Source organism: Barnesiella sp. An22 (assembly GCF_002159975.1).
Lineage (GTDB): Bacteria > Bacteroidota > Bacteroidia > Bacteroidales > Barnesiellaceae > Barnesiella > Barnesiella merdigallinarum.
Genome location: NZ_NFJR01000011.1, coordinates 55,902 through 77,381, shown reverse-complemented (window position 1 = coordinate 77,381; position 21,480 = coordinate 55,902). Strand labels below are relative to the sequence as shown.

General features: G+C 56.6%; 18 protein-coding genes. 13 read left to right on the top strand and 5 right to left on the bottom strand.

Translation table 11 applies throughout. From position 1 onward, the window contains the following. A complete protein-coding gene (locus tag B5F38_RS10730; RefSeq protein ID WP_087409287.1) occupies window positions 1-2,019 on the bottom strand; it encodes a histidine kinase in 2,019 nt (672 codons plus the stop codon). 776 nt (window positions 2,020-2,795) lie between these two features. Between B5F38_RS10730 and ssb the strand changes: the two genes are divergently transcribed. The 4 genes from ssb (at window position 2,796) to B5F38_RS10705 (ending at window position 5,993) form a co-directional block, all read left to right on the top strand. Next, window positions 2,796-3,260 (top strand): single-stranded DNA-binding protein, encoded by a 465-nt coding sequence (ssb, locus tag B5F38_RS10720; RefSeq protein WP_087409285.1) that lies wholly within the window; start codon window positions 2,796-2,798, stop codon window positions 3,258-3,260. A 126-nt stretch (window positions 3,261-3,386) separates the two neighbouring features. Continuing rightward, the gene (gene gldE, locus B5F38_RS10715) at window positions 3,387-4,709 is read left to right on the top strand and encodes a gliding motility-associated protein GldE (RefSeq protein WP_087409284.1); all 1,323 of its coding nucleotides are present in this window, start codon (window positions 3,387-3,389) and stop codon (window positions 4,707-4,709) included. A 13-nt stretch (window positions 4,710-4,722) separates the two neighbouring features. Then, window positions 4,723-5,343, top strand: coding sequence for a hypothetical protein (locus B5F38_RS10710; protein ID WP_087409283.1), 621 nt, complete (start codon window positions 4,723-4,725; stop codon window positions 5,341-5,343). Window positions 5,344-5,345: 2 nt separating this feature from the next. Beyond that, a complete protein-coding gene (locus tag B5F38_RS10705) occupies window positions 5,346-5,993 on the top strand; it encodes a 4'-phosphopantetheinyl transferase superfamily protein (protein ID WP_087409282.1) in 648 nt (215 codons plus the stop codon). Here the strand turns inward: B5F38_RS10705 and B5F38_RS10700 are convergent. The 3 genes from B5F38_RS10700 to B5F38_RS10690 all read right to left on the bottom strand — a co-directional run bounded on the left by B5F38_RS10700 (window position 5,985) and on the right by B5F38_RS10690 (window position 8,812). Beyond that, on the bottom strand, window positions 5,985-6,185 hold the full coding sequence (locus B5F38_RS10700; protein ID WP_087409281.1) for a heavy metal-associated domain-containing protein: 201 nt from the start codon (window positions 6,183-6,185) through the stop codon (window positions 5,985-5,987). The genes B5F38_RS10705 and B5F38_RS10700 overlap by 9 nt on opposite strands. Before the next feature lie 33 nt (window positions 6,186-6,218). Continuing rightward, window positions 6,219-8,375, bottom strand: a complete 2,157-nt coding sequence (locus B5F38_RS10695; RefSeq protein WP_087409280.1) for a heavy metal translocating P-type ATPase — start codon at window positions 8,373-8,375, stop codon at window positions 6,219-6,221. A 71-nt stretch (window positions 8,376-8,446) separates the two neighbouring features. Beyond that, on the bottom strand, window positions 8,447-8,812 hold the full coding sequence (locus B5F38_RS10690; protein ID WP_087409279.1) for a polymer-forming cytoskeletal protein: 366 nt from the start codon (window positions 8,810-8,812) through the stop codon (window positions 8,447-8,449). 288 nt (window positions 8,813-9,100) lie between these two features. On the opposite strand from B5F38_RS10690, the gene B5F38_RS10685 reads away from it, so the two are divergent. After that, window positions 9,101-10,453, top strand: coding sequence for an MATE family efflux transporter (locus B5F38_RS10685; RefSeq protein ID WP_087409278.1), 1,353 nt, complete (start codon window positions 9,101-9,103; stop codon window positions 10,451-10,453). Window positions 10,454-10,561: 108 nt separating this feature from the next. Then, window positions 10,562-10,915 carry a dihydroneopterin aldolase gene (folB, locus tag B5F38_RS10680; protein ID WP_087409277.1) on the top strand — a complete coding sequence of 118 codons (354 nt, stop codon included), beginning with the start codon at window positions 10,562-10,564 and terminating at the stop codon, window positions 10,913-10,915. Between the two features lie 24 nt (window positions 10,916-10,939). On the opposite strand, the gene rpiB is transcribed toward folB, so the two are convergent. Next, entirely contained in the window at window positions 10,940-11,392 is a 453-nt protein-coding gene (rpiB, locus tag B5F38_RS10675) for a ribose 5-phosphate isomerase B (RefSeq protein ID WP_087409276.1), read from the bottom strand. 383 nt (window positions 11,393-11,775) lie between these two features. Between rpiB and B5F38_RS10670 the strand changes: the two genes are divergently transcribed. From B5F38_RS10670 to B5F38_RS10640, 7 genes are all read left to right on the top strand, one after another. Further along, complete coding sequence (locus B5F38_RS10670) at window positions 11,776-12,978, top strand: BamA/TamA family outer membrane protein (RefSeq protein WP_087409275.1); 1,203 nt, start codon at window positions 11,776-11,778, stop codon at window positions 12,976-12,978. After that, complete coding sequence (locus B5F38_RS10665; RefSeq protein ID WP_087409274.1) at window positions 12,965-14,650, top strand: lipid A phosphoethanolamine transferase; 1,686 nt, start codon at window positions 12,965-12,967, stop codon at window positions 14,648-14,650. The genes B5F38_RS10670 and B5F38_RS10665 overlap by 14 nt, the downstream gene beginning before the upstream one ends. A gap of 211 nt (window positions 14,651-14,861) precedes the next feature. Next, window positions 14,862-15,617 carry a polyprenol monophosphomannose synthase gene (locus B5F38_RS10660; RefSeq protein WP_087409273.1) on the top strand — a complete coding sequence of 252 codons (756 nt, stop codon included), beginning with the start codon at window positions 14,862-14,864 and terminating at the stop codon, window positions 15,615-15,617. Window positions 15,618-15,657: 40 nt separating this feature from the next. Continuing rightward, window positions 15,658-17,028: a dihydroorotase gene (locus tag B5F38_RS10655; protein ID WP_087409272.1), complete on the top strand. Its 1,371-nt coding sequence runs from the start codon at window positions 15,658-15,660 to the stop codon at window positions 17,026-17,028. Window positions 17,029-17,163: 135 nt separating this feature from the next. After that, window positions 17,164-18,060, top strand: coding sequence for a phosphodiester glycosidase family protein (locus B5F38_RS10650; RefSeq protein WP_241147853.1), 897 nt, complete (start codon window positions 17,164-17,166; stop codon window positions 18,058-18,060). A 9-nt stretch (window positions 18,061-18,069) separates the two neighbouring features. Further along, complete coding sequence (locus tag B5F38_RS10645; protein ID WP_087409271.1) at window positions 18,070-20,055, top strand: calcineurin-like phosphoesterase family protein; 1,986 nt, start codon at window positions 18,070-18,072, stop codon at window positions 20,053-20,055. A 24-nt stretch (window positions 20,056-20,079) separates the two neighbouring features. Further along, window positions 20,080-21,477 (top strand): alkaline phosphatase, encoded by a 1,398-nt coding sequence (locus B5F38_RS10640; protein ID WP_087409270.1) that lies wholly within the window; start codon window positions 20,080-20,082, stop codon window positions 21,475-21,477. The last annotated feature ends 3 nt before the right edge of the window (window positions 21,478-21,480 follow it).

The following is a 21,480-nucleotide window of genomic DNA, read 5'->3' as shown; positions in this document are numbered from 1 at the left end:
TCAATCGTTTATATCGAAGTTATAGCCGTCGGGGATAATCAGCTGGGCTCGACACCCCTCTTCACCCTCGGGAGTGTGACAGCCGCTCAACTCGAAACTCATCGGCCGCTTGTTGCGGGTGTTGAGCAACTGAATAATCTGGGCAACGACCCGCAAGCCCACTTGGACCTTGTCGCCGCTACGCTGCACGACGGGCAACGGCCCGTTGTTGAGCACCTCGATGCGGATGGCTCCGTCGTGGCGGTCGACCTGTACCGTCAACCGTTTGGCGGCATCGTGGGGCAGTTTCTTCAAGCCGTGCTTAATGGCATTCTCCACGAAAATCTGCACCATCATCGAGGGCAACTGCACGGCATCCAGCGCAATTCCATCGGCTACCTTTACCTGATAATCAAAATTTTCGCCCAGCGACTCGCCCTCGACAGCTACATAGAGGTTGATAAAATCGAGCTCCTCGCGCAGCGTCGTGATGAAGGCACTCGCCAGCGACTGCCCCTGGCGGAGCATGTCGACCAGGACCCCCAGCGACGAAGGGCGCCCCTCCTGCCGGGCCAGCAACTCGTGGTTGAGAGCATTGTAGATGAAGTGCGGCGTGATGCGGTTGCGGGCATTCTCCATCTTCATGGTCACGATGCGTCGCATCATCTGCTCCTCCCGCTGTTTCACCCGCTTGCGCCGGTAGAAGTAGAAAAAAATCAGCACCAGCACAACGACCGTCACCCCGCCCAGCAGGGCATAGGTGCGCATCAGTTCGGCCTCCTTGTCGCTGATGACCAGGTATTGATTCAGGATGGTGGCATCGCGCTCGTAGCGCATGCGGTTCTCGGCTATCTTCATGCGCACCCGCTCGCTGCGCAGCGAATCGGAGAGGGAGGTATAGGTCTGACTGTATTCGAATGCCCGCTTCCAATCGTGCCGGGCCTCTGAAAACCGCCGCAGGAAATCGAGCCGCAGCAAACCCTGCTCCGACCGCAGTTCGTCCCGATAGGGATACCGGGCCACCAGCTCGCCGGCCTTGTCGAAATCGCCATCTTGCAAAGCCAGTTCCATCTGCTGGGTGCGCAGGTGCGACATCACCATCTCGTTGTGTCCGCTTGCCCCGAAAAACGCCAGATTCTCGGCAATGAGCGGGCGAGCCTGCTCGGGCTGATGCAGCTTCAGGTAGATGTCCGACAGGTTGGCTTGACAGAAGTGGCGCTCCCACTCCATATCGGGATAGTCGAGCAGAAAAGTATCGAGCCGCAAAAAGGTCTCCAGCGCCTGCGGATAATCCTTTTGATAGAAATAGTCGTTACCCAGGCTGTTCAAGTAGTTGAACCGGTCGTAAACCGTCATCAGGGGCCACAACCGGCCGCACTTCTCCCACCAGATTCGACTTTGCTCAAAATCGCGCAGGGTCGTATAGGTCGCAGCCAAACCACTGTACAGCGGAATATAGCTGGCCGTATCGGCCTGAATGGAGTCGGCCAGAGCAATGGCTTGCCGGTAGGTCATGGCACTCATCGACAAATCGCCTCCAAACTTGTAGGCATCGGCCAAGTTGGCATAGCACAACAGCTTCTCCGACTCCTCATCACCCTGCTCGGCATAGCGACAGGCCTCTTTCTGATAGAAGAGCATCGAGTCGGCATTGAACACAAACTGGGTGTAATAGATACCCTTGGCCTGCATACATTTGACCATCAATCGGTTACGGAAGTCCGAAAAGGGTTTCCCCGACAAATAGTGCAGCACGCTGTCGGTATTGAGCAATACCGAGTCGGGACGCCCCGTATAGAAATGGCGTACAATATCCTGTGTCACAAAGTTATAATACTCGTCGCTGTCGCGCGCCTCGCGTTTTCCCTGGTTGATGGCCTGAACGACAAACGAAATATTGTGTCTCTTCAGCGAATCGGCTATCGTCTGGTTAATGGCATCGAGCGATACGGTCTCGGACTGTCGAGAGGTACAGCCACTACCCACCAATATCCCGCACAAAAACCAAGGGGCCAATCGCCAAAACTGTATTATTTTCATGGGTCAATCACTTATTCTATAAACAACAGTCAAGGCTCAAAAGGTATAAATCATTCGCGGGCTATGCCTAATCGGAGACAGCATTTTACCACATCCACGAGAGTAGAAAGGGCCCCCCTTTGACAATATCGAGCATCAACCATTTTGCAAGAAACAAAGGTACTACTTTTTTCCGACACGTTTACCATTTTTAAAAACAAACCTGTTAATCCCGATTTTTCACCTCTTATCCAACAATCGGGCCTCTTATCTCAAAAGCCACCTACCGCACAGTTGCCGGGCTGCTTTTATCGTCCTATCTTTGAGTTGTATTTTGTATGGTTACACGGTTCAAAAAAACAAAAGTACAAAACTAAAAAAGGGGACATAAATACAGGAATACTCTTTGTAAAGGCATGAAACATCATGCGGCTTGTTTTCGGGCGAATGCCCGATATAGGAATATCGAAATTCAAGTCCAGAAAGCAGCCGTGAGAGCGCAAGGGGGCTCGAGCAGCCTTTACACGCACATCAAGACAGAGAGGATCTCCATCACAAAACAAGAACCGTTCCGTCGTTAAAAACGACACATTCCTGTATTTTTTTACATGAGGGACTTCCTTGAAATCAAGGGAGTCCTTTTTTGTCGATTGCTCCTGCACGAAAACTCAAGCGCCACTTGCATCGGCTCGCTTTTTTCTCTATCTTTGTTACACGAAGATAGGATGCGGTTCGGCATAAAGTTCAAGTGAACGCTCTATTTTTGAAAAAGATTATACCACCAACAACTCAACAATATGTCTGTAAACAAAGTCATTCTGATAGGTAACGTGGGGAAAGACCCCGACGTGCGATACATCGAAAACAACGTGTGCGTGGCCAACTTCACCCTGGCAACCACCGAACGCGGATATACCACCCAAAGCGGGGTGCAGATACCCGATAAAACCGAGTGGCACAACATCGTGGCCTGGCGCGGCCTGGCCGAAGTGGCCGAGAAGTATGTGCGCAAAGGCACTCAACTCTATATCGAGGGAAAGATTCGTACCCGCTCGTGGGAAGACCAGAACAAGATTCGCCGCTACACCACCGAAATCTATGTCGACAACATGGAGCTGCTGGGCCGTCGCGACAGCCAGGCAACCGCAGCACCGGCTCCGGCCGCACAGCCTCAGGCTCAACCGCAAAGCTACCAGGCTCCGGCCAACCCGGGAAATGCACCGCTTGGCGGAAATAGTGCCGACGACGATTTGCCGTTCTGATAGATTGTTGTAATTTTGCAGGCAATTAACGGGCTACGCTCCTCGTGCCGGTTCAGACCGGCACGAGGAGTTGCCGACCCGGCATCGGGAGAGGCAAGCCTATTGTTTAACTAATACTCATTTTTCTTGGACCCAGATTCGTATTTATCGGTTTTCTCTGCCATCGAAGTGACCTCCCCTTCGGGCGGTGCCATTCTGGCTATCATCCTGGCAGGATTGTTATTGTGTGTCTCTGCTTTTGTTTCAGCTTCCGAAATAGCCTACTTCTCGCTCTCGTCCGAAGAGCTTCACGAGTTTGACAACGACGAGTCTACGACCAACGCCCTGGTCAAAAAGCTGCTTTCCCGTCCCGAGTATCTGCTGGCTACGATACTTATCTCAAACAACCTGGTCAATGTGGCCATCGTTATTCTCTGCAACTTCTTCTTTTCAGATATTCTTCATTTCCACAGCGACGTACTGGATTTCATCTTCCAGACGATTCTGCTCACCTTCCTGCTGCTGCTCTTCGGCGAGGTGATGCCCAAGTTCTATGCCAATCAGAAGCCGGTCAACTGGGTGCGACGCAGTTGCCGGGGGCTGTCGGTACTGGAGAAGATTTTCTCTCCGCTGGCCAACTTGCTGGTCAACACGACCCACATCGTCAACAAGCACATGGTGAAGAAGAGTGCCAACATCTCGATGAACGAACTCTCGCAAGCTCTCGAGATGACTCAGGTCGAGGCGAATGACGAGAAGGAGATGCTCGAGGGCATCATCAAATTCGGCGGCAAAACCGTGCAGGAGGTGATGACGGCCCGCGTCGACATTACCGACGTAGAGATACGTACCGACTTCAAGGAGCTGCTCGACCTCGTCATCGAGACCGGCTACTCGCGGCTGCCCGTCTACGACACCACCGAAGACGACATCAAGGGCATCATATACAGCAAGGACCTCTTGCCCTACATCGGGCAGGATGCCTCGTTCAACTGGCGCAAGCTCATGCGCCGGGCCTACTTCGTGCCCGAGACCAAGATGATCGACGACCTGCTGGAGGAGTTCCGCACGAAAAAAATCCACATGGCCATCGTCGTCGACGAATTCGGCGGCACATCGGGTATCGTCACGATGGAAGATATTCTCGAAGAGATTGTGGGCGACATCAGCGACGAGTACGACGAGGAGGAGAAGAACTACGTCAAGCTCGACGACAACACCTACATCTTCGAGGGGAAAACCCTGCTGAACGACTTCTACAAAATCACGGGACTCGACGAGAGCGAGTTCGGCGACAAGGCCGAGGACGCCGAAACCCTGGCCGGGCTGATTCTCGACATCAAGGAGGATTTCCCCAAGGTGAAGGAGCAAATCGACTACGGCCGTTGCAGCTTCCTGGTACTCGAGCTCGACAAACGACGCATCGGCAAGGTGAAGGTAAAAATCGACCCTGCCAAAACCGAAGAATAACCCCTGCGACCCCATGAAGCCGACCCTTCGCATACGACCCTATCGACTGGCTCTCTACGCGCTGCTCTGTCTCGTGGCCGGATCGGCCGGCTACTCATGCCGCCGCCAGTATACTCCCAAACCCGACGGCTACTTCCGTATCGACCCCTATCCCGATAGCTACCGGCGCACCACGCTGCTGGAGCCAGCCCTCTCGTTCGAGGTCCCCGAGGGGACGGTCGAGACGCTCGACCATGATACGACCCGCCATCACGGTGGGGTACAGTGGCTCAACATCCGGTTCCCCCGCTACCGGGCTACCCTCTATTGCAGCTACCACCCCTTGCGGGGCAATCTGGACCGACTGCTCGACGAAAGCCGCGAACTGGTCTACCGCCAGAGCATCCGCCCCGAAGCCGTACAGGCCGGTACCTACGAGAACGACAGTCTGCACATCTACGCCACCCTCTACGACCTCTCGGCCGCGAGCGTCACGCCGCTGCAATTTATCGCGACCGACAGCGTGCGGTACCTGCTGCGAGGCTCGGTCTACTTCGACGAACCGGGTAAAAGCGACTCCATCGCGCCCGTCGTCGGATACCTCTCCGACCACATCGCCCACCTCATCGAAAGCATAGAAACCCCTGCCCGATAGCCATGCCGCTCTACGACTACATATCGACCCCCACCGGAGCCACCGTTGCCTTGTGGCACCTCACCGAAACGGAGCCGGAACTGGCAGCTCTTCTGCCCGAAGAGGAGCGTCTGCGACTGACGGGAGAGGGACTATCGTCCAAACGATTCTGCGAACAGGCGGCCACCCGTCTGCTGCTCGAGCACATGGAGGCTACCCGCGGAGCCCTCGTGACCCATACGGCCGAGGGTCAACCCTATCTGCCAGGACGCCCGGGGCACCTCTCCATCTCGCACACCCGCCAATGGGTGGCCGTGGCGTGGCACCCCACCCAACCGGTGGGAATAGACATCGAGCGGACAGGCGTGCAGGTAGAGCGCGTGGCCTATCGCGTATTCGGCGATGCCGAACTGCAGGCACACGCCAACCCGGCCCAGACACACACCGTATGGCTGCACCTGTGCTGGTCGGCCAAGGAGGCGCTCTTCAAGGCGATGCCCGAAGCCGGAATCGACTTTCGCGAACACCTGCACCTCACCCCGCCCGACACCATCGAAAAGGAGGGGATATTCACCGCCACCGAGAGCCGCACACCGGCCCGGCGCGGTTACCGGCTGTGGTACCGCACCCACCCCGAGTGGGTGATGATCTGCGCCACGCCCTTAGCGTAACTCGGCTTTGAAACCGGCGGCACGCACGGCCTCGACTACCCGCTCGGCCGGCACGTCGGCATTGACGGTCAGCAATTTATCGGGATTCGACAAATCGAGGCTCCACTGCTCGGGAGTCAGAAACTGATTCAACTTTTCGCCAATCTTGGCTACACAACCGGCACATTTGGCCGAAGTCTTTACCTGTATCATGATTCTATCTTTTTGAGATTAAACATCTATTTCTTATCGCAATCGCAAGCTGTTGAGGATAACCGACACCGAACTGAAGGCCATCGCCGCACTCGCCCACATGGGGGTGAGCAATATTCCTATGGGATAGAGCACCCCGGCAGCTACCGGGATACACACCACGTTGTAGCCGAAGGCCCAGAAGAGGTTCTCGCGAATGATGCGCACCGTCTTGCGCGACAGAGTCACAGCCCGCGGCAACAGCAACAGGTCGGAGTTCATCAAGGTCACCATGGCCACATCCATGGCCACATCGGTACCCTTGCCCATAGCCACGCTCACATCGGCACGAGCCAGAGCCTGCGAGTCGTTGATACCGTCGCCCACCATGGCCACGCACTTGCCGGCCTTTTGCAATTCGGCCACGAAACGCTCCTTGTCGTCGGGCAGCACGCCCCACCGATAGTGCTCGATACCAGCCGCCCGGGCCACCTCGGCCGCGGTCGACTCCTTGTCGCCGGTGAGCATGTAGACCTCGATACCGCACCGTTTCAACTGCTCCACCGCCTCGCGCGAAGTCGCTTTCAAGGCATCTTTCACCTCAAAGGCAGCCAGCAACTCCCGGTCGTTCCCGAAGTAGATGGTATACCCTTCGGGCAACTCCACCCCCTTCAGCCGCTCTTCGGCCAGGGCCTGGTTGCCTGCCCAGAAGGGGATACCCTCGCAGGTGCAGACCACACCGCGCCCCGTAAGGCTTTCGAAGTCGGCTACCTGCTCGGCCGGCTTGTATCCGCGCTGTCGCAGGTTCTCGGCCAGCGACAGGGCCAACGGGTGCTCCGACTTCATTTCGGCGGCCAGCAATACCGGGGCGTAGCGGTCGAAATCGGGGTAGAGCTTCTCGCCCACCACCTGGGGAGCCCCCTCGGTGAGGGTCCCCGTCTTGTCGAGCACCACGGCATTTACCCGGCACATGTTTTCGAGGGCAAAGGCATCTTTAATAAGGATATGTTGTTGCGCCCCCTTGCCTATCCCCACCGTCAAAGCGGTGGGAGTAGCCAGGCCGAGGGCACACGGACAGGCAATCACCAGTACCGAGACGGCACTCAACAGGGCATAGGGGAACATGCCCCAACCGGCCACCACAATCCAGACGACAAACGTCAATATAGAGATGCCGATAACCACCGGCACGAAGATAGCCGCCACCTTGTCGACAATGCCCTGTACGGGAGCCTTGCTGCCCTGCGCCTCACGCACCATGCGCACCATGCGCGACAGCACCGTATCGGCACCCGAAGCCTGTACATCCAGCACGAAAGCCCCCCGCTGGTTGAGGGTACCGGCCAGCACCCGGTCGCCGGGCTGCTTGGCCACCGCCTCCGACTCGCCGCTGATCATGCTCTCGTCGACATACGACGACCCCTCGAGCAGCACGCCATCGACGGGAATCTTCTCGCCGGGGCGCACACTCACCCGATTGCCGGGGCGCAGCATGCCGATGGGCACATCGCGCTCCTCGCCGTTCTCGTCGACCAGCCGGGCCGTCTTGGGCTGCAGCCCCATGAGCGACCGAATCGAGGCCGAAGTGCTCTGCTTGGCCCGAGCCTCGAGCAACTTGCCCGTGAGCACAAAGGCGATAATCATCGCCACCGCCTCGTAGTAGACGTGAGGCACCAGCCCCAGCGACACCCAGAATTGGGGATAAATCGTACTGAACAGGCTGAAGAGAAACGATACCGAGGTACTGAGCATGACCAACGTGTCCATGTTGGCCCGCCCCTGTCGGGCAGCCTTCCAGCCCGAGATGTAGAACGACCTGCCCAGATAGAGGACCGGCAGGGTGAGGAGCATCAATATCCACACCCATATCGTCGACGGTTCGTGAAACAGCATCGACAGCACCATGACCGGCACACCGAAGAGCCAGGCCCCCAACGTGCGGCGTTTCATATCGACATAGTGCCGGTGCTCGGCATCGGCGGCATCGGCCTCGGCATTATCCGAAATGACCAGGTCGTAACCCGCCGCCTGCACGGCAGCCTGCATCTCTTTCAACGAAATTTTCTTGGGATCGTAAACCACCTGCAAGGTGTTGGCCGCGAAATTGACCGTAGCCTCGGCCACCCCCGGCATCTCTCTCACGGTCTTCTCGACCGTAGCGGCGCACACGGCGCAACTCATTTCCAAAACGGGTATTACTTGCTTTTCCATATTCTTACTCCTACAGACCGGCTCTTCACCTCGCGGCTCTCAAGCCCACAGCCCCCGGCCGCCACCGCGACTCAAGCCTCGCCACCCTCGTCGAGCGGCGGCTGCATGGTGCACTTGCCGTTCAGCACCGCCCCCGGCTCTATGGCCAGGCGCCGGGCCTGCACATCGCCCTCGAGCGACGAAGTGGCCTTCAAGACCAGCATCTCGGCCACCATCACATTGCCTGTGACACGGCCCACGACCTCGGCATTCACGGCCACGATGTCGCCGATTACCTGACCGGTTTCGCCGATTACCACTTTACCCTGACACTCCAGCCGCCCTTCGAGCGTGCCGTCTATGCGAATGTCCTTCTGCGAAACAATCTTGCCTACGACCGTAGTCTCTGCCGTAAGCGCATTGTGCGCCATTCCCGAGAAAGTATTATCCTTTGCCATATCTATGTCTCGTTTTTATGTTCACACGGGCTACGCAAACCGATTGAGTTACGCTTGCCGAGGTTAGAGTCTGTCTTTATATCTCGTGCAAAAATAGAAAGAATCTCCCGAAATATATCCTCCGGGTTTGATAATCATTCTAAAAATGAGGTAATAATATTTGCGTCGGCCCGACACGAAGGATCCCCTCCGAAGTCGCGGTACCAAGCGAGACCGAAGGATTTCCACCGACAGGCGAAACAGCTCTGCGCTATTCTTTATACCTTTGCACCACTTGATTGCCCGCGTATGTCACACCAGCACCTGAACCTTACCCAAGGAGGCATTACCGGCACCCTGCTCCGGTTTACCCTCCCCATGATGGCGGGAGCCCTGTTGCAGCAGTGCTACAACATAGCCGACACCCTCATCGTGGGGCAGTTTGTCGGCCCCGAGGCTCTGGCGGCCGTCGGGTCGGCCTACACGCTCATGGCCTTCCTCTGCTCCATCCTGCTGGGGTTGTCGCTGGGCAGCAGTACCGTATTCTCGCAGCAATACGGGCGAGGCAGCCTGTCGGCCCTGCGGCACAGCACCTGGGTGTCGTTTGTTCTGATACTCGCCATCACGGTGGTGCTCAATGTGGCTGCCTTCCTGGCCCTCGACCCCATCTTGCGGTTTCTGCAGGTACCGGCCGAGGTCTACCCCCTCATGCGCGACTACCTGTGGATTATCTTCTGGGGAATCCTCTTTACCTTTATCTACAACTTCTACGCCGCCCTGCTGAGGGCTGTGGGCGACTCGGTCACCCCGCTGTGGTTCCTCTCGCTCTCGGTGGTGCTCAACATCGGGCTCGACCTCTTCTTTATCCTCTCCCTCGACTGGGGCATCGAGGGGGCGGCTGCGGCTACCGTCATCGCCCAGGGAGCGGCCGCTCTGGGAATCGTCATCTACACCTACCGCAAACGGCCCGAGCTGAAGATACGGCGCAACGAAATCTACCTCGACCGGGCCACCCTGAAAGAGATTACCGAGTTTTCCACCCTCACCTGCGTGCAGCAGTCGGTGATGAATCTGGGCATCCTGATGGTGCAGGGGCTGGTCAACAGTTTCGGCACCGTGGTGATGGCCGCCTTTGCCGCCGCCGTGAAGATAGATGCCTTTGCCTACATGCCTGTGCAGGAGTTCGGCAACGCCTTCTCGACCTTCGTGGCCCAAAACTTCGGAGCCCGCAAACGGCAGCGCATCCGCCGGGGCATCCGGCAGGCCCTGCTCATCACCTGCCTCTTCTCCCTGGCCGTATCGTTGCTCATCTTCCTCTTTGCCGAGCCCCTCATGCTCATCTTCGTCAAGCCCGACGAGGTGGAAATCCTGCGCATCGGGGCCCAATACCTGCGCATCGAGGGGGCCTTCTACGCCCTCATCGGCATCCTCTTCCTGCTCTACGGCTACTATCGGTCGGTACGGATGCCGGGCATGTCGGTCATCCTCACCGTGCTTTCGCTGGGCACCCGGGTAGCCCTCTCCTACATCCTGGCCTCCCTGCCCGCGGTGGGTGTCACGGGCATCTGGTGGTCGATACCCATCGGGTGGTTCATCGCCGACCTCGTGGGCATCGTCTACTACAAACTGTCGTCGGCCCGCGTCGGGCGCCTCATGGGGTAAAGCGGAACAGCCTGATACGGCAAGAGCCGACGAGGCTCGGCCCCATCGGCTCCAACAGTCTGTTCTTTAAATAATATTCACTACCTTTGCGGTAGATAATTCTCTCACATGAAAACAGCGATACACATTGGCTCCATGCGCTTCTACGCCTTCCACGGCGTACTGCCGCAAGAACAGAAGGCGGGCAACTACTTCCGCGTAGAGGCTACGCTCTATACCGACTTCTCCCGGGCTCTGACCTCGGACGAACTGACCGACACGATCAACTATGCCGAAATCTGCCGCGTGATTGCCGACGAGATGGCTCGTCCCTCACGGCTGATCGAACATGTAGCCGGCCGTATCATCGCAGCCATCACACGCCAGTTTCCCACCGTGACGGGAGGCAAACTGATTGTGACGAAGGAGAAGCCCCCCATCCCCGGCGACATCCGCGACGTATCGGTCGTGGTCGAGTGGTAGAGCCGCTACGGTCTTGCGCTGCTCTTATTTTACGGGTATCTTGTCGATACGGCGTTGATGACGACCACCTTCGAAGTCGGTATTCAGGAAGATGTCGACCAGACGACGACCCAGTTCGGCCGAGATAAAACGACCCGGCATCACCAGCACGTTGGCATCGTTGTGCTGACGGGCCAGAGAGGCAATCTCCTCGGTCCAGCACAAAGCAGCACGAATGCCCTGATGTTTGTTCAACGTCATGTTTATGCCGTTGCCGCTGCCGCAGATGGCAATGCCGGGATAGCACTCGCCCTGCTCCACCGCCAAGGCCAGGGGGTGGGCAAAGTCGGGATAGTCGCAACTGTCGGTCGAATAAGTCCCGAAATCCTTATAGGCGATACCCTTTGCATCCAATTCCTGCATGACTACTTGTTTCAGTTCGTATCCAGCGTGGTCGCAGGCCAATCCCACCGGCTTTCCCGATTTCAATATGCTCATATTTTTTTGATTTTGTTTCGTCCAGCAAAAGTAGTACAATTCGAGAGTTGCAACAAATAATTCGTATTTCTGTTGAAACATCTTAATTGTACGAGTATTGTCACAAAAATACAAAAAATATCGGCACCCCCGGCCTGTCGCTTCACAGGAATGAAAAGACTTTTTTTATAAATAGTGTCAACAACAGAACCTTCTGTACCGTAATTTGTTATTCTCAAGAAAAGCCTCTCCTGCGGGCTAATTGCATTGCCGAATCGGTAATCTTTTCAAAAAGAAAATTTATACAAAACTTAACAGGTTGAACCAAAAGCGATTAGGCTGTTTATCGCAGATAATATACATTTGCAGCCCAACTCGTGAGAGAAAACGAACTAAACCAGAATATGAAACTATTTGTACGATATGTGTTACTTGCCCTCGGCGGCCTTGCTTGGAGCTGCCAATCGCCCATCATGGCCCAGAATATGGCCGAGAGCGACAGTATTGCCGTAATAGCTTCGACCGACAGTCTGCTGGCACAACCGGCTCCCCAGAAACTGAATCTGTTTCAGAAGGTCTTGAAATACTTCAACGAATCCAACGAACCGCGCCCCGACAAAAAATTCGACTTCGGCATTATCGGCGGCCCGCACTACTCCTCGACTACCAAGCTGGGACTGGGTATCGTAGCCTCGGGCACCTATCGCATGCGACACGACTCGCTCACACAACTCTCCAACGTATCGATCTACGGCGACGCCACCACCACGGGCTTCCTGCTCATCGGGGTCAAGGGCAACAACATATTCCCCGAAAACAAATACCGCATCGACTACGACTTCTACCTCTATACCTTCCCCAGCGACTTCTGGGGAATCGGTTACGACAACGGCAACAACAACGACAACAAGAGCAGCTACAACCGGCTCGAAACCATCGTGCGCATCGACTGGCTGGCCCGCCTCTGTAACAACCTGTACGGCGGTATCACCACCGGATTCAACTGGGTGAAAGGTTCCGACTTTACCAAACCGGCTCTGCTCAACGGCGAACCCCGCGAAGTCATCAGCACCAGTGCGGGATTGGCCCTCACCTACGACAGCCGCGACTTTATTCCCAACGCGGCCCGCGGGGTCTACTTCAACGTGCGGCAACGCTTCTTCCCCCGAATCTTCGGCAACAAGCATCCCTTCACCCGCACCGCCTTCATCTTCGACTACTACCAACGGGCGTGGGAGGGAGCCATCATCGCCTTCGACCTGCACGGCGAATTCAACTACGGCGATGTGCCCTGGAACATGCTCGCCTCGCTGGGCGGCTCGACCCGCATGCGGGGATACTACGAAGGGCGCTACCGCGACAAGTGCCTCATCGAGACCCAGCTGGAACTGAGGCAGCACATCTGGCACCGCAACGGCATAGCCGTGTGGGTGGGTGCCGGCAACGTGTTCCCCTCGTTCTCACGCTTCGACTGGGGGCACACCCTGCCCAACTACGGGATAGGCTACCGCTGGGAGTTCAAGAACCGGGTCAACCTGCGACTCGACTACGGATTTGGCAAGAAAGGACAATCGGGATTTTTATTCAACATCAATGAAGCATTTTAATCGACTATTCACACAACGGCGCATCTTCTGGATATTCCTGGCCGTGATGCTGGTGCCCAACCTGTTTCTCTGTTTCACCGAGCATCTGCCGTTCCTGTTCAAGGTGGTCTACATACTTATACCGGGGGCTCTCTACCTGCTGTTGCTGAACCTCTCGCGCAAACCGGGCATTACCTTCTGGGCGCTGTTCCCGCTCCACTTCATCGGGGCATTCCAACTGGTATTGCTTTATCTTTTCGGCAACTCCATCATCGCCTCCGACATGTTCCTCAACATGTTTACCACCAATAGCGGCGAGGCCTTCGAACTGCTCGACAAGCTGGCCCCGGCTGTCGTGGGGGTATTCATCCTCTATCTGCCGGCTCTGGCTCTGGCCGTCTACTCCATACGCCGGTCCGACTCGCTCACGCCCCTTTTCCAAAAACGGGCCTTCATGCTCTCCATGCTCCTGCTGGGTACAGGCCTGCTCATCTATACCCCGGCACACCGGCAGGCGCCCCACCGGGCCCGGCTCGACAACCTCTACCCCATCAACGCCTTCAACAACGCGCGGTTTGCCGTGAGCAGCTGGAAGGCGGCCAAGAACTACCACCTCACCTCGCGCGACTTTGACTACCGGGCTTCGTCGTCGCGCGACCCGCAAATGCCCGAGGTCTATATCTTCGTCATAGGAGAGACGGCCCGCGCCGGCAACTGGGGGCTCTACGGCTACGAACGCAACACCACCCCACGCCTCGGTGCCCGACACGACGTCATCCACTTCGACGATGTGCTGACCCAAATCAACGCCACCCACAAGAGCGTACCCCTCATGCTCAGTCCGGCCGACGCCCTCGACTTCAACCAAATCTACCGGCAGAAGAGCCTCATCACGGCCTTCAAACAGGCCGGATTCCGCACGGCATTCATCTCGAACCAGTTGCACAACGGCTCGTTTACCGACTTCTTTGCCGACGAGGCCGACTGTACCCTCTACCTGCTGGCTCCCAAAAACAAGACTCACCTCTACGACAACGCCTTGTTGCCGGTGGTCGACTCGCTGCTTCGCAGCGGACCCGCCAAGCAGCTCATCGTGCTGCATACCTACGGTTCTCACTTCAACTATTGCGAACGCTATACGGCCGAGAACCGCAGCTTTACGCCCGACTACATCAACGAAATCAACCGGAAAGACAGGCAGGCCATGATCAATGCCTACGACAACTCGATTGTGGCAACCGACTGGTTACTCGACCAGCTGATCGAACGGCTCGACCGCACGGGGAAGACCTCGGCCCTGCTCTACCTATCGGACCATGGCGAAGATTTGCTCGACGACGACCGCGACCGCTTTCTGCATGCCTCGCCCATCCCCACCTACTATCAGTTGCACATTCCGTTTGTCTTGTGGTTCTCGCCCCAATATGTCAGCCAGTTCCCACTCGACACCCAACAGGCTCGCGAGCAGCACAAAACGCCCTTCGACTCACGGGTCGTATTCCACACCTTGCTGTCTATCGGCGGCATCGAGACCGACTATCGCATCGACAGTCTCTCGCTCGTGAGTCCCTCGTTCCACCTGGACAAACGATACTATCTGGGCGAGCGCAACATACCTGTACCCGTGAAGTATCTCCCCTTCGACGACGAAGATCGACAGGCTTTCGAACGCCACGGCATCGCTCCTCGATAAGGGTTTTCACCCTGTGCCATACCATAGCCCCGACTCTCACCTTTCACTATATTTCCAGAATATAGGAGGCGGCTCGGCACAGGCAAACTGAAAAACTTCGTTTTTGTTTGCCTCTGCTCTCACCTTTCACTATATTTGTATGGATAAAATGCGGGCGAGGCTCACGGGCTGCCTGCATGAGTTGTGATAAACACCCAAACCAGAGAGTTATATGGACCACACTGCGTCTTCGAGATCAGAGAATATTGTTCTCATTCCTACCTACAACGAGAAGGAGAACATCGCTGCCATCATCCATGCCGTATTCGAACTGCCCCGCCAGTTCCATATCCTCGTAATCGACGACAATTCGCCCGACGGGACCGCCGAAATCGTGCGGTCGCTGCAAAAGCAATTCCCCGGAGCCCTGCACCTGATGGAGCGTGCCGGCAAACAGGGATTGGGCACAGCCTACATTGCGGGATTCAAATGGGCTATCGCCCGCAAATACGAATATATCTTCGAGATGGATGCCGACTTTTCGCACAACCCGCAAGACTTGATGAAACTGTTGGCGGCCTGCAAGACGGGCGGCGCCGATATGGCCATCGGCTCGCGGTACGTGACGGGGGTAAATGTCGTGAACTGGCCGATGGGCCGGGTCATGATGTCTTACTTCGCCTCGAAATATGTGCGCTTCATCACCGGCATGAAGATACACGACACCACCGCCGGTTTTGTCTGCTACCGTCGCCGGGTACTCGAGACCATCGGCCTCGACTCGATTCGGTTCAAAGGCTATGCCTTCCAGATCGAGATGAAGTTCACCACCTACAAATGTGGATTCACCATCAAAGAGGTGCCTATCATATTTATCAACCGGGTACTGGGCGAAAGCAAAATGAACAGCAGCATCTTCGGCGAGGCTGTGTTCGGTGTCATCAAACTGAAAATAGACAGTTGGTTCCGCAAATACCCCAAGCGGTAACCCCACCGGGATAAGGAACCGCCTTAAACATCTATCGGCCATGGGCAAAACAATTATCAAAAACGGAACAATAGTAAACGATGGCGAGCAATTCGTGGGCTCGATTGTCATCGACGGTGAATGTATCGAATCGATTATCCGGGGCGAACTGCCCGAAGCGGAGGCCTGTACCGCCCAACGCATAGTCGATGCCACGGGGAAATGGGTTTTGCCCGGAGCTATCGACGACCAGGTACACTTCAGGGAACCGGGTCTCACCCACAAGGCCGAAATCGCTACCGAGTCGGTGGCTGCCGTGGCCGGTGGCGTCACCTCGTTTATGGACATGCCCAACACCCTGCCCCAGACTACGACCCTCGAGGCCCTCGAATGGAAATACGAACGGGCCGCCCAGGTATCGCCGGCCAACTACTCGTTCTACATCGGAGCTACCAACGACAACTTCGAGGTGCTCCGGCAGACCGATTTCACGCAGGTTTGCGGAGTCAAGATCTTCATGGGCTCATCGACCGGCAACATGCTCGTCGACAACGAGCAGACCCTGCGCCGCATCTTTGCCGAGATACCAGCCCTCATCGCCGTACACTGCGAAGAGGAGAGCATCATCCAGGCCAATAAAAAATATTATACCGAGCGGTTCGGCAACGACCTGCCCATCTTCTTCCACCCGCTCATACGCAGTGCCGAAGCCTGCTATGCCTCGTCGTCGCGTGCCGCCGAACTGGCTTCGCAATACGGCACCCGGCTGCACCTGCTGCACCTCTCGACCGCCCGCGAAATGTCGCTGCTCGACACGGCACCACTGGCACAAAAGCGCATCACCGGCGAAGTGTGTGTGCACCACTTGTGGTTCGACGACAACGACTACGCCCAATATGGCAACCGCATCAAATGGAACCCGGCCGTCAAAACCTGCGGCGACCGCAAAGCCCTGCTCGAAGCCCTGCGCAGCGGCAAGCTCGACGTGGTAGCGACCGACCACGCTCCGCACCTGTGGAGCGAGAAGCAGGGGTCGTGCCTCAAAGCGGCCTCGGGAGGCCCCCTCGTACAGCATTCGCTGCAAGTGATGCTCGAGTTGGCACAACGGGGCGAATTCCCCCTCGAACTGTTGGTAGAGAAGATGTGCCATGCTCCGGCCCTGCTCTACCGCATCGACCGGAGAGGCTATCTGCGCCCCGGCTACTATGCCGACGTCGTGGTGGTCGACCCGCACAAACCCTATACCGTCACACGCGACAACATCCTGTCGAAGTGCGGATGGTCGCCCTTCGAGGGGCACACCTTCCCGGCTACCATCGAACGCACCTTTGTCAATGGCAACGAGGTATTTGCCGAGGGTAAACCCGTGGGTACGAGCCGGGGCAAACGGCTCACGTTCCACCACACCGAAGCCGACCGTGCGACCCGTTGAAACAGCGCCGAAACGCCCCTTAATTTTTCATAAATTCCGGCCGGTATACTTGCGTTAGCGGTCGGATGAAACTTTTTTGTTATAAAATTTTTATACTTTTATCCCCCTGAAATCATACTATTTTACTTTACACCTATGAAACACATTAAGCTTATTTTCTCGACAGCGTTACTGCTGCTTTTTGCCCTCGGCGGAGAGGCTCAAACCCAACAAGACTCCCTGACCATCGCCCACGCGCAATGGGAAACCGACACCCTGGCTCACGGAGCCGTGTGCCTGAGTGCCAACCTGCAACTGTTCGACTCGCCTCAACAGATTGCCATCATCAAATACGATGCCCGCAAATACAAAACTCGAATCGTACAGGCTCCGCACATCGCCATGACCAGCGACCTGGCTCGCAAGAGCGGTGCAGAAGTGGCCGTAAACGGGGGGTACTTCAATGTCAAGACGGGGCTCCCCTCGACTTTCGTCCAACTCGAGGGCAAGGTCTATGGCGAAACGACGCAGGCCGATGCCTTCCGCACCACCGGTGCCATCACGACCGACCACAACCGAATCGAGATTCACCCCTTCGACTCCATCTCGGCTAAAAAACTGAAAAAGAGATATAAAAACATACTCACTGCCGGGCCGCTGCTCTTGAAAGACGGTGTGCGGCAAATGGCTCCCACCTTCGAGGCCAACGACAATCAAGCTGCCAAGGGAGGCAACTCCTTCAGCTCCGACGTACCGCAAGGTTTCTACAAACGCCACCCGCGAGCCTTTATCGGCATCACGAAAGATCATCAGGTGATGATGGTGGTTGTCGACGGCCGGTTCAAGGGGAAAGCCGCCGGCATGTCTATCGACGAACTCTCGTACCTGGCCCAGCAACTGGGCATGACCGACGCCCTTAACCTCGATGGAGGCGGCTCGGCCACGCTGTGGAACAACCACACGGGCATCATCAACCACCCCTACGACAACAAGAAGTTCGACCACGAAGGCGAGCGCGAGGTAGTCAATGCCATCGTCGCCCTGCCCCAATAAGCGACTGCCATGAGACTCCGTTTCAACCCCATTGTCCCGATTGTTCTCCTCGCCGGTCTGCCGCTGCTGTTCCACAACTGCACCGAAAAAGAGGATATGCCCGAGATTGCCGCACCCGCGACCGACACAATCGAGAGTGGCATAGAGATTAAAGACTTTGCCATCGAGGCCGAGATACACACCTGGCCCGACAGTACGGTAGTCATGCAAGGCGAGGGCTTCCTGCAGTCGGACAGCCTTACCCTGGCTGCCCCGGCGGCAGACTCCCTGCGGTTCACGCTGCCGCTTGTCGACGTTACCGCCAACCGGGCAGGAATCGTCATGCCCCGGAATATCGTATCGTCGACCTACAGCCTATGGCTCAAACGCGAGGCAGACTCCTGCCTGCTGGGCGAGACCAGACTGATCGTCGACAAGAAGGTCGATTTCAATATCCCCGACATCGCAGGCATGACCCTCAAGGGGGTAGTATATTGCGGCGACAAACCGTTGCCCGACGTAGCCGTATCGGACGGCCGACAAGTGACCCTCACCGACGAAAACGGGCGGTACTACATCGCATCGGACAAAGAGAGCGGCTTTGTATTCATCTCCGTACCGGGCAACTACGAAGTCGACATCAAGGCCAACAACCGGCCCCAATTCTTCTACCGGCTGAAAAGCGACGACTCTGTAGAGCAACACGACTTCAAGCTCACGGCGACCGACAATACCAACCATGTGCTCCTGGCTCTGGCCGACATGCACCTGGCCAACCGCAACAACGACCTCTCCCAATTCTCCGGGAAATTCCTCCCCGACCTGAAAGCCTCGATCGAAAAGTACCGGGGCGAGGGAAAGAAGGTATATGGCCTCACGTTGGGCGACATGACCTGGGACCTCTATTGGTACGACAACCACTACGACCTCTCCAACTACCTGTCGACCATCCAGTCGGTAGATATTCCCCTCTTCAACAGTACGGGCAATCACGACAACGACCCCTATTGCGCCGATGACTGGCTGGCCGAACAGGCCTTCAAGGACATCATCGGCCCTACCTACTACTCGTTCAATCTGGGAAATGTCCATTACATCGTACTCGACAACATCCAGTATATCAACACCGGAGCCAGCGAGGGTACCGTGGGCAAACGCAACTACAACAAAAAACTGACCGAAAACCAGCTCATCTGGCTCAAAAACGACCTGGCCACGATTACCGACAAGAGCCGGCCGGTATTCGTCGCCATGCACGCCCAACTCTACGCCAATCCCACCTCGCTGCCGCAAGTCAGCAGCATATCGATGAGCGGCGGGACCACCCTCGTAAACTATCTCAAGGAGTTTACCAACGCCCACGTCATTACCGGCCATACCCATATCAACTACACCATCACCCCCAGCGACCGCCTCATCGAGCACAACATAGCCGCCATATGCGCCACCTGGTGGTGGACCGGGAAGAACGGATATGCCGGCAACCACATCTGCAAGGACGGATCGCCCGGCGGCTACAAGATTTTCACCGTCGACGGCAACCTGGTGAAATGGCGATACAAGGGCATCGGCGAAGAGGAGTCGAAACAGTTCCGCAGCTACGACCTCAACCAGTGCCATATCACGGCGGCCAAGTTCGCGCCCAACTCGACCGAAGCCAAAATGGAGAATTACAGCGACGTATATGCCCAATCCAACAGCAACAACGAGATACTCGTCAACGTGTGGGATTACGACCCGCAGTGGAGTGTCGAAATGTATGAAGACGGAAAACCGCTGGAAGTCACCCGGGTCGTGACGAAAGACCCGCTGCACATCATATCCTACGAAGCCAAACGGCTGAACGTGGGCTCTACACCTACGGCCGACTTTGTCACCTGCACCACGGCCCACATGTTCAAGGCAACCGCCTCGAGTGCCACCTCGACCGTCGAAATCAGAGTGACCGACCGATTCGGCAACGTCTATACCGAATCGATGGCCCGCCCCAAAACCCTCGAATGTTCCATGCAATAACCTGTCATAAACAACCGTTACCCCATGAAAAAAACCGTTCAACTCTGGATTGTAGCCCTGGTGGTCGCTCTTTGCTCGACCTCACTCTCGGCCAAAACACCCAAATACATCTTTTTCTGCATAGGCGACGGCATGAGCTTCTCGCACGTGCTGGCTACCCAACTCTACTACGAACACGGCAACTACAAGGCCGGCAACGAGTCGATTGCCTTTCTCGACTTTCCCGTGCACTCGGCCGTCAGAACCCACGCCAACAACAGCCTCATCACCTGCTCGGCTGCTGCCGCCACGGCTCTGGCCACGGGACACAAGACAAACATCGACCACGTAGGCATCTCGCCCGACAAAAAACCGCTCACCTCTATCGCCAAACAGTTGCGCGACAAAGGGTATGCCATAGGGCTCGTAACCAGCGGACAAATCGACGACGCTACCCCGGCAGCCTTCTATGCCTCGCAAATGCGTAAGGAGGCCTACCTCATCGGCAAGGAAGGGGCCGACAGCCAATTCGATTTCCTGGCCGGCAGCGCCCTGAAGCAACCGTATGCACCCTCGCAACCCTCGCTCTACGACTACTACCGCCAACAGGGCTACACCATATGCCGCGGTATCGACGGATACAACGCCAACCGGGCTACCGGCAAGATGCTCCTGCTCGACACCGATACCGCCTCGCGCTCGTGGCTGCCCTACGCTCTCGAGCGGAAACCCGAAGCGATGGGTCTGGAATTTATGGTACAGGCCGGCATCGACAAACTCTATCGCGAAAAAGGGAAAAAGGGATTTTTCATGATGATCGAGGGGGCCAGCATCGACCACGCCTCGCACCCCGACGACCTGGCGACCGCCATCTTCGAGACGGCCGAGTTTGACCGCAGCGTGCGAATCGCCTACGAATTTTACAAGAAGCACCCCGACGAGACCCTCATCATCGTCACTGCCGACCACGAAACCGGAGGCCTGACGATGGGCGAAACCAATATGCGACCCTTCTACTGGGAATATGTCAACTACCAGACTCTCTCCAAAGAGTCGCTCTCCGACCTGTTCCGGTCGTTGAAAAAGAACGGCCAGGTAGATAGCTGGGAGAAAGCCCGAAAGGTCTTGGCCGACCATACCGGTTTGTGGACAAAGATTCCGGTCAACGCCGGCGAAGAGGCCGCACTCATGCAGTGCTACTACCGCACCGTCATTCAAAAAAGCAAGGAGCAGGAGGTCACGCTGTATGCCCAAACCGAGCCGTTGGTGGCTCAAGCCATCGCCCTGCTCGATAAAAAAATCGGGGTAGCCTGGAGCAGCACCTCGCACACCGGCGGCTTCGTGCCCTTCTATGCCATCGGCTGCGAAGCCACCCGATTTGCTACCGTGGGCGACAACACCGACATCCCCCAAACGATACGTAAGATTATGAAAATCAAATAACCC

Bases quoted from the DNA above. Each gene is read 5' to 3' on its own strand.
- B5F38_RS10730 (WP_087409287.1), bottom strand. From the start codon at position 2,019: ATGAAAATAATACAGTTTTGGCGATTGGCCCCTTGGTTTTTGTGCGGG.
- ssb (WP_087409285.1), top strand. From the start codon at position 2,796: ATGTCTGTAAACAAAGTCATTCTGATAGGTAACGTGGGGAAAGACCCC.
- B5F38_RS10710 (WP_087409283.1), top strand. From the start codon at position 4,723: ATGAAGCCGACCCTTCGCATACGACCCTATCGACTGGCTCTCTACGCG.
- B5F38_RS10705 (WP_087409282.1), top strand. From the start codon at position 5,346: ATGCCGCTCTACGACTACATATCGACCCCCACCGGAGCCACCGTTGCC.
- B5F38_RS10700 (WP_087409281.1), bottom strand. From the start codon at position 6,185: ATGATACAGGTAAAGACTTCGGCCAAATGTGCCGGTTGTGTAGCCAAG.
- B5F38_RS10695 (WP_087409280.1), bottom strand. From the start codon at position 8,375: ATGGAAAAGCAAGTAATACCCGTTTTGGAAATGAGTTGCGCCGTGTGC.
- B5F38_RS10690 (WP_087409279.1), bottom strand. From the start codon at position 8,812: ATGGCAAAGGATAATACTTTCTCGGGAATGGCGCACAATGCGCTTACG.
- B5F38_RS10685 (WP_087409278.1), top strand. From the start codon at position 9,101: ATGTCACACCAGCACCTGAACCTTACCCAAGGAGGCATTACCGGCACC.
- folB (WP_087409277.1), top strand. From the start codon at position 10,562: ATGAAAACAGCGATACACATTGGCTCCATGCGCTTCTACGCCTTCCAC.
- rpiB (WP_087409276.1), bottom strand. From the start codon at position 11,392: ATGAGCATATTGAAATCGGGAAAGCCGGTGGGATTGGCCTGCGACCAC.
- B5F38_RS10670 (WP_087409275.1), top strand. From the start codon at position 11,776: ATGAAACTATTTGTACGATATGTGTTACTTGCCCTCGGCGGCCTTGCT.
- B5F38_RS10665 (WP_087409274.1), top strand. From the start codon at position 12,965: ATGAAGCATTTTAATCGACTATTCACACAACGGCGCATCTTCTGGATA.
- B5F38_RS10660 (WP_087409273.1), top strand. From the start codon at position 14,862: ATGGACCACACTGCGTCTTCGAGATCAGAGAATATTGTTCTCATTCCT.
- B5F38_RS10655 (WP_087409272.1), top strand. From the start codon at position 15,658: ATGGGCAAAACAATTATCAAAAACGGAACAATAGTAAACGATGGCGAG.
- B5F38_RS10650 (WP_241147853.1), top strand. From the start codon at position 17,164: ATGAAACACATTAAGCTTATTTTCTCGACAGCGTTACTGCTGCTTTTT.
- B5F38_RS10645 (WP_087409271.1), top strand. From the start codon at position 18,070: ATGAGACTCCGTTTCAACCCCATTGTCCCGATTGTTCTCCTCGCCGGT.
- B5F38_RS10640 (WP_087409270.1), top strand. From the start codon at position 20,080: ATGAAAAAAACCGTTCAACTCTGGATTGTAGCCCTGGTGGTCGCTCTT.